7 protein-coding genes are annotated in these 6,765 nt (G+C 25.8%); 4 read left to right on the forward strand and 3 right to left on the reverse strand.

From position 1 onward, the window contains the following. Positions 1-409: 409 nt before the first annotated feature. Both BN899_RS10425 and BN899_RS20830 read left to right on the forward strand, forming a co-directional pair. The gene (locus tag BN899_RS10425; RefSeq protein ID WP_052356806.1) at positions 410-1,102 is read left to right on the forward strand and encodes a superoxide dismutase; all 693 of its coding nucleotides are present in this window, start codon (positions 410-412) and stop codon (positions 1,100-1,102) included. Positions 1,103-1,250: 148 nt separating this feature from the next. After that, positions 1,251-1,787 (forward strand): metal-dependent hydrolase, encoded by a 537-nt coding sequence (locus tag BN899_RS20830; protein WP_042275133.1) that lies wholly within the window; start codon positions 1,251-1,253, stop codon positions 1,785-1,787. A gap of 36 nt (positions 1,788-1,823) precedes the next feature. Here the strand turns inward: BN899_RS20830 and BN899_RS10435 are convergent, their stop codons facing one another. Both BN899_RS10435 and BN899_RS10440 read right to left on the reverse strand, forming a co-directional pair. Beyond that, a complete protein-coding gene (locus BN899_RS10435; protein WP_042275135.1) occupies positions 1,824-2,411 on the reverse strand; it encodes a TVP38/TMEM64 family protein in 588 nt (195 codons plus the stop codon). A 205-nt stretch (positions 2,412-2,616) separates the two neighbouring features. Beyond that, a complete protein-coding gene (locus BN899_RS10440) occupies positions 2,617-3,456 on the reverse strand; it encodes a mechanosensitive ion channel family protein (protein WP_042275137.1) in 840 nt (279 codons plus the stop codon). Between the two features lie 280 nt (positions 3,457-3,736). On the opposite strand from BN899_RS10440, the gene BN899_RS10445 reads away from it, so the two are divergent. Continuing rightward, the gene (locus BN899_RS10445; RefSeq protein ID WP_042275138.1) at positions 3,737-4,846 is read left to right on the forward strand and encodes an ABC transporter ATP-binding protein; all 1,110 of its coding nucleotides are present in this window, start codon (positions 3,737-3,739) and stop codon (positions 4,844-4,846) included. Positions 4,847-5,301: 455 nt separating this feature from the next. Then, a complete protein-coding gene (locus tag BN899_RS10450; protein WP_242824148.1) occupies positions 5,302-5,838 on the forward strand; it encodes a PucR family transcriptional regulator in 537 nt (178 codons plus the stop codon). 69 nt (positions 5,839-5,907) lie between these two features. Here BN899_RS10450 and BN899_RS10455 read toward each other — a convergent pair whose 3' ends face one another. Next, entirely contained in the window at positions 5,908-6,459 is a 552-nt protein-coding gene (locus BN899_RS10455) for an NADH peroxidase (RefSeq protein WP_042275143.1), read from the reverse strand. Positions 6,460-6,765: the final 306 nt, after the last annotated feature.

A 6,765-nucleotide genomic window follows, 5' to 3' on the forward strand; every position in this document is an offset into this window, starting at 1 on the left:
TCTATTTTAATAACTTTCTTTTTTTTTTATAATATATCGATACATATCCACACATATAATTTTATTCCTCCTGCTATATATATCTGCTATTTTTGACATAAAAATAAACTTTATACATAATCCTTAATTAACTATATACAAAGTTTAATTCTTATTACTATTTAATTATTGCAGTTTTTACTACATTCTCTGAGTCATTTAAGTAAATTCTATCTCCAAAGGCCTTTCTTAGGCAACCACCTATGTACTTCTTACATTTATGAAATTGTTTGTTGTATAAATATTTTCCTTCTATAGTATTATCGTCTTGATTAATTTATTTAGCTTATTATAACTAATAAGATAAATGCTATTTATTACCAATTTATTTTCTATAATTTATAAGCATACTATATATTGAGGTGATCTTATGAAGAAAAAATTATTAACATTATTTTTATCAACTTTATTTATATGTTCCAATTTTTCAAATGCTTTTGCTAATATACCTGATTACACTCCTTTCAAACCTAAAGCATTAGATTATGCATATGATGCACTTGAGCCATATATAAGTAAAGAAACTATGGTTCTTCACCATGACAAACATTATATGACTTACTTAGAAAAACTTAATAACATAATTAAAACTCATCCGGAACTTTATAATGCCAGTATTTACGAATTACTATCATGTTTAGACTGCTTACCAAGTGATGTAGCTCAAGATATAAAAAATAATGGAGGTGGTGTTTATAATCATGAATTTTTCTTCGACATAATTACATCTAAAAAAACTGCCCCTTCTAAAAATCTTAATGATGCTATAATAAGAGATTTTGGGTCTTTCGATAACTTTAAAGAACAGTTTAAAAAATCTGCACTTAATGTTTTTGGATCTGGTTGGACATGGTTAGTGTCTAATAAGGAAGGTAACTTATCTATAGTTAATACTTCAAATCAAGATAATCCTATATCAATAAACCTTAAGCCTATAATTGGAATCGATGTTTGGGAACATGCCTACTATTTATCTTACAAAAATAATAGGTCTAATTATATAGATAGTTGGTTTAATGTTGTTAATTGGGAGAAAGCATTAGAAAATTATAATAAAAAATAAAATTTCAAATTTAATGGATATGGGTATATTGTAATATTATATAGTAGCATTTATTAAAATATTTTGAAAAATTTTGGTATTTGCTATATAATTTAAAGAATCTAATATTATAATATCGACATTACATCTAAGCATCATGGGAGGAGTTATGGTAAAAGAAACTCACATAAAAGGTGGATATATTTTTGCTCTTTTAGCGCTACCTTTTATTAACAATAAATTTTTAGTTGGGTACGACCTTGTATATAAACTAATTCTGATATTAGTCTATATATATTTTTCATATATTGGTTCTTTATTTCCTGACATAGATATGAGGGGCTCTTATATTAGCAAAAGGTACCCTATATTATATAAAAAAATGGGCTCTAAATTTAAGCACAGAGGCTTTACTCATAGTCTAATATTCATATCATTATTAGTCTATATATTTGATTTATTGGTCAAATTTTCGGATAATAATATCGTATTTTTATGCTTATCTAATGGATTTATAATCGGATATATATCACATTTATGCCTTGATATAATCACTAAGGAAGGCATACAAGTCTTTTATCCTATTTGTATTAATTTTTCTTTATTACCTATAAAAACTAGTTCAAAATGTGAAAAAATAATTTGCAAAGCTCTTAATTTTGTATTTATATTTTTACTTGGATATAGATTTTATATATTATTCTAATATAAAAGCCCCTATACTATATATAAGGGCTTTCTATTACTTTATATGATTATCATGTTTATGTTCTTCTAGACTAGAATTAACTTTACTTCCAATTGTCCAAGATAAGAATACTAATAATACAAATACAGCTATTTTTATAGGATTATTTATAAATCCTCCTATATCGCTTGCTGGGTAGCTTACTACTAAAAACATTACAAATTTTCCAGCTAACATTGCGGGTATAAAGTTTATCGCTTCTCTTTTACAAAATGCAGATGTAATTGTAACTAAAAAACTTGGTACAAATGGACATGAATAAGCAATAAATAATAACTTAAATCCTTGCCTTTCCATCCATTTTATAGCTTTTTCTATTTTGTTATTCCTTAACTTATTAAATAATTTATTATCATTAAATTTACTAACTAATAAAAATAATGCTATCGTTCCTAGACCTGAGCCTATCCAAGATATAAAAAGTCCTCCCCATAATCCAAGCATAAGTGCATTGGCTCCAACTATTGCTATAAGGGGTAATATTGGTAAAAAACTCTCTATAAAGCAACTTATTAATCCTGCAAACATAGCAAGAACCCAGTAATCTTTAGCTAAATCGAATAATCCTTGAATATACTCCATCTATCATGTCTCCTTCGTTTATTAAAAACACTTATTTAAAATATTTTACTTTATATAAATGTTAATCATATTTATCTCTATTATATAAATAAATTATACCCTATTTATCTTACAAGGTTATTACATTTATCTTACAATTTTGCAAAAATATAATAAAATATAAAAAAGCCAAAGTAAATTTTAAATTTACTTTAGCTTTTGTTTTTTATTTTATTGGATTTTTAAAGTGAAGATCCATTTGTGGATATGGAATACTTATTTCCTCTTCATCAAATTTCATCTTAACCTTTTCTAGTAAATCAAAATGTATAGTCCAATAATTTTCAGTCTTACACCATACTCTAACAGCAAAATCAACTGAACTTGCACCATGTGCAGTTACACCAATAAACTTTTGGGGATCATCTAATACTAGTTCATGTTTATTTACTATATCAGTTAATACATTTTTAACATGATTTATATCATTTTCATATCCCACACTAAACATTAAATCAACTCTTCTTGTTTCTTTAGTTGAATAATTTATTAAACTACCATTTGATAAAGCTCCATTTGGTATTAATATGACTTTATTATCTACTGTAGTTAAATTAGTATAAAATAATCCAATTTGTTCCACTTTTCCACCATATATTCCAGTTTCTATATAATCTCCTACCTTAAATGGTCTAAGTAAAAGTATTATAAATCCACCTGCAAAGTTAGATAAACTCCCTTGAAGTGCTAAACCTATTGCTACTCCAGCAGAAGTAAGTATTGCAGCTAATCCTGCAAGCTTAAAATTCCAGTATCCAGCTATTATAGTGAATACTAACAACACTTTAAGACCTGTACCCATTAAAGATTCTAAGAATCTTATTAAAGTCATATCAACTTCTCTTTTTTCTAAAAATAGAACAAAGTTTTTTACTAATTTTTTTATAACTTTAAATCCTATAAAAATAACTAATAAACCTATTATAAGTTTTATACCGTTACTTGTAATTGTATCTATAATTTTATCAAAATTTTTACTAAAGTAGCCTATAGTAAAGTCTTTCATAAACAACCTCCCACTTACGTCTAATCTTTTCTATAAAATGTCTTATTTTATACTACACTAATTTACATTTCATGTCCATATTATAACATATATTACAAATAATCTTCAAAAATGGATTAATTTACCTTATACTATCTCTTCAAAATATTTATTTATAATTATTGTATATTTTATCTAAAAGTTTTTGGTTACTTTGTACATACCCAGGAAAACATTTTTTTGTTATGATTAAATTAACAAATAACTAAAAAATAATTTTTAAAATAAGGGGAGAATTATTATGGCAGAGGTAATTTTAAAAGATATATGTAAGTCTTATGATAATGGGTTTAACGCAGTAAAAAATGTTAATATTAACATAGAAGATAAAGAATTCGTAGTTTTAGTAGGACCATCTGGTTGTGGTAAGTCTACTACTTTAAGAATGATCGCTGGACTTGAAGAAATAAGTAGTGGCGAATTATATATAGGGGAAAAAGTTGTAAATGAAGTTGATCCTAAAGATAGAGATATAGCAATGGTTTTCCAAAACTATGCATTATATCCTCACTTAACAGTGTATGATAATATGGCATTCGCTCTTAAACTTAGAAAAATGCCTAAAGATGAAATAGATCAAAAAGTTAAAGAAGCTGCTAGAATACTAGACTTAGAAAAATTACTTGATAGAAAGCCAAAAGCTTTATCAGGTGGACAAAGACAAAGGGTTGCTCTTGGACGTGCTATAGTTAGAAATCCTAAAGTTTTCTTAATGGATGAGCCTTTATCTAACTTAGATGCAAAGCTTAGAACATCAATGAGAACTGAAATAACTAAGTTACATAAATCTCTTGGAACTACATTTATATATGTAACACATGACCAAGTTGAAGCAATGACTATGGCAGATAGAATAGTTGTTATGAAAGATGGTCTAGTTCAACAAATAGCTACACCTCAAGAAGTATATGATATGCCAAGTAATATGTTCGTTGCAGGATTTATAGGAGCTCCTCAAATGAACTTTATAGATGTTACTTTATCTGAAAAAGATGGAGAAATATATGCTCAAAATGAATTAATGAACATAAAATTAAATAAAGGTGAATGCTCAGCTTTATTAGAAGGAAACTATATAGGTAAAGAAGTTGTTATAGGTATAAGACCTGAAGATATACATATAGAAGATATATTTATCGATAACAGCTTAGATAGTACCTTTGAAGCTACTGTTGAACTTGGAGAACTTATGGGTGCTGAGATATATGCTTACTTAAAAGCTGGTAAATCTGATATAACTGCTAGATTTGATGGTAGATATAGAGTTAAGATGGGTGATAAATTAAAACTTGCAATGGATAAGCATAGAATCCATGTATTTGATAAGGAAACTCAACAAGCTATAAGATAGTAAAATAAATTTAAATTCTATATTAATTTAATAGTATTTAATGATATATTAAAAGTAAGATGATTTAATCATCTTACTTTTTTAGATACAAAAAATTATAATTTGTACTATCTAAATTTAAATCATACGTAAGCAACATTAGCATAACAAACATTTATGTAAGGAACTTATAAATTAAAATATCTTTAGTTTAATTTATTACTAATTATACTTTGGGAGTGATTTTATGCAAGAGTTAGCACATTTTTTTTGAAAAAGAAACTAATAAACAAATTAATATTTTAGAATATAACCATCAAGAACTAAAAGATAATCAAGAGCTAGTTAGCTTTAATAATAAAACTTATATAATAGAAGTTACTAATAAGTTTGTACTCAATAGTGTTAATGGTTACTTCTACTTAATTTATCAACAAAATATAGATTTTGATTCTTTAAAGAGAATATTCTCTAATTTGTATGAAGATATAAGTATTTTTGAACATAAAAGATATTTTATAGTAAATTCGAAAAATAAATTAGATATTGATGAATCAACACCAGAAATAATAGAATCAGAAACATATCGAAATACCTATATAGCTTATATCGGCAAAATAGATAATTTAGAAACCTTTAATAATAGAATATCTATATTAGATGAAGTTTTCCCTCTTATAATTAATGATACTTATTCTAAGAAATTTTTAGACTTGCATGATTTAACTATATATAAAATTATTAATTTAATAGGAAATGAAAATTTCTATAATAATTTAATAGATTTTGAAAGTATAAAAAATATGGATGAAAACTTATTATATACAGGTATTAATTTTATCGAAAATGATTTTAATATAACTAAAACATCAAACTCGCTATTTTTGCATAGAAATACACTGATATATCGACTTGAAAAAATAAAAGAAATATTAAATTTAGATTTAAAGAACTTTAGAGATTCTTTCGTATTTTATTTAAGTATAAAATCTTATTTAACATATCATTTATAAACTATATTTTAAATTATAAAAAGGTTATTTTAAATTAAAATAACCTTTTTATATTATATTAAATTTATTCTATACTTCTTTTTCAAAATATCTGTTTAATAATCCTAAAAATGCTTTCCCATGTCTGGCTTCATCTTTACACATTTCATGAACAGAATCATGTATTGCATCCATCCCTAATTCTTTAGCCTTCTTAGCTAGTTTTAACTTACCTTCAGCTGCTCCATATTCTGCTTCTACTCTCATTTTTAGATTTGTTTTAGTACAAGAAGTTACTACTTCCCCTAACATTTCTGCAAATCTAGCTGCATGGTCTGCTTCTTCATAAGCTATTCTTGTGTATGCTTCTGCAACCTCTGGATGCCCTTCTCTATCAGCTTGACGAGCCATTGCAAGATACATTCCTACTTCACTACATTCTCCAATAAAGTTAGCTCTTAAACCTTCAACTACTTCTTCATCTATATCTTGTCCAATTCCAATTCTATGTTCATCAGCCCAAGTTAATTCGCCTTTCATTTCTTCAAATTTCTCCGGACCAACTTTACATATTGGACAAATTTCAGGTGGTGCATCTCCTTCATGTATATATCCACATACTGTACAAACAAATTTTTTCATTATTTTTCCTCCATACTATATTTCTTATTTTAAATATGTACTATCTTTATTTCATTTATAAGTAATATTTATTCTTTTATATTATTCCTTTGAAAAAATTATTTATACTCTTATATCTCCCTCTTATTTTAATCATATTATGAATATTTTAGTACTCATTACTGTACAATATATTTATCTACATATTTAATTTTTTAGGATTTAAATTTAAGGAGGAATACATATGAGCTTTGTAAGTATTTTACTTACTGCCTTTGCTCTCTCTATGGATGCATTTGCAGTCTCTGTAACTAAAGGAATTACATT

Origin of the sequence: Faecalimicrobium dakarense (genome assembly GCF_000499525.1) — a bacterium.
In the GTDB taxonomy this organism is placed as follows: domain Bacteria; phylum Bacillota; class Clostridia; order Peptostreptococcales; family Peptostreptococcaceae; genus Faecalimicrobium; species Faecalimicrobium dakarense.

What these genes read in the sequence shown, in the direction of transcription:
- BN899_RS10455 (WP_042275143.1), bottom strand. Translation starts at nt 6,459, where the DNA reads ATGAAAAAATTTGTTTGTACAGTATGTGGATATATACATGAAGGAGAT.
- BN899_RS20830 (WP_042275133.1), top strand. Translation starts at nt 1,251, where the DNA reads ATGGTAAAAGAAACTCACATAAAAGGTGGATATATTTTTGCTCTTTTA.
- BN899_RS10445 (WP_042275138.1), top strand. Translation starts at nt 3,737, where the DNA reads ATGGCAGAGGTAATTTTAAAAGATATATGTAAGTCTTATGATAATGGG.
- BN899_RS10425 (WP_052356806.1), top strand. Translation starts at nt 410, where the DNA reads ATGAAGAAAAAATTATTAACATTATTTTTATCAACTTTATTTATATGT.
- BN899_RS10435 (WP_042275135.1), bottom strand. Translation starts at nt 2,411, where the DNA reads ATGGAGTATATTCAAGGATTATTCGATTTAGCTAAAGATTACTGGGTT.
- BN899_RS10440 (WP_042275137.1), bottom strand. Translation starts at nt 3,456, where the DNA reads ATGAAAGACTTTACTATAGGCTACTTTAGTAAAAATTTTGATAAAATT.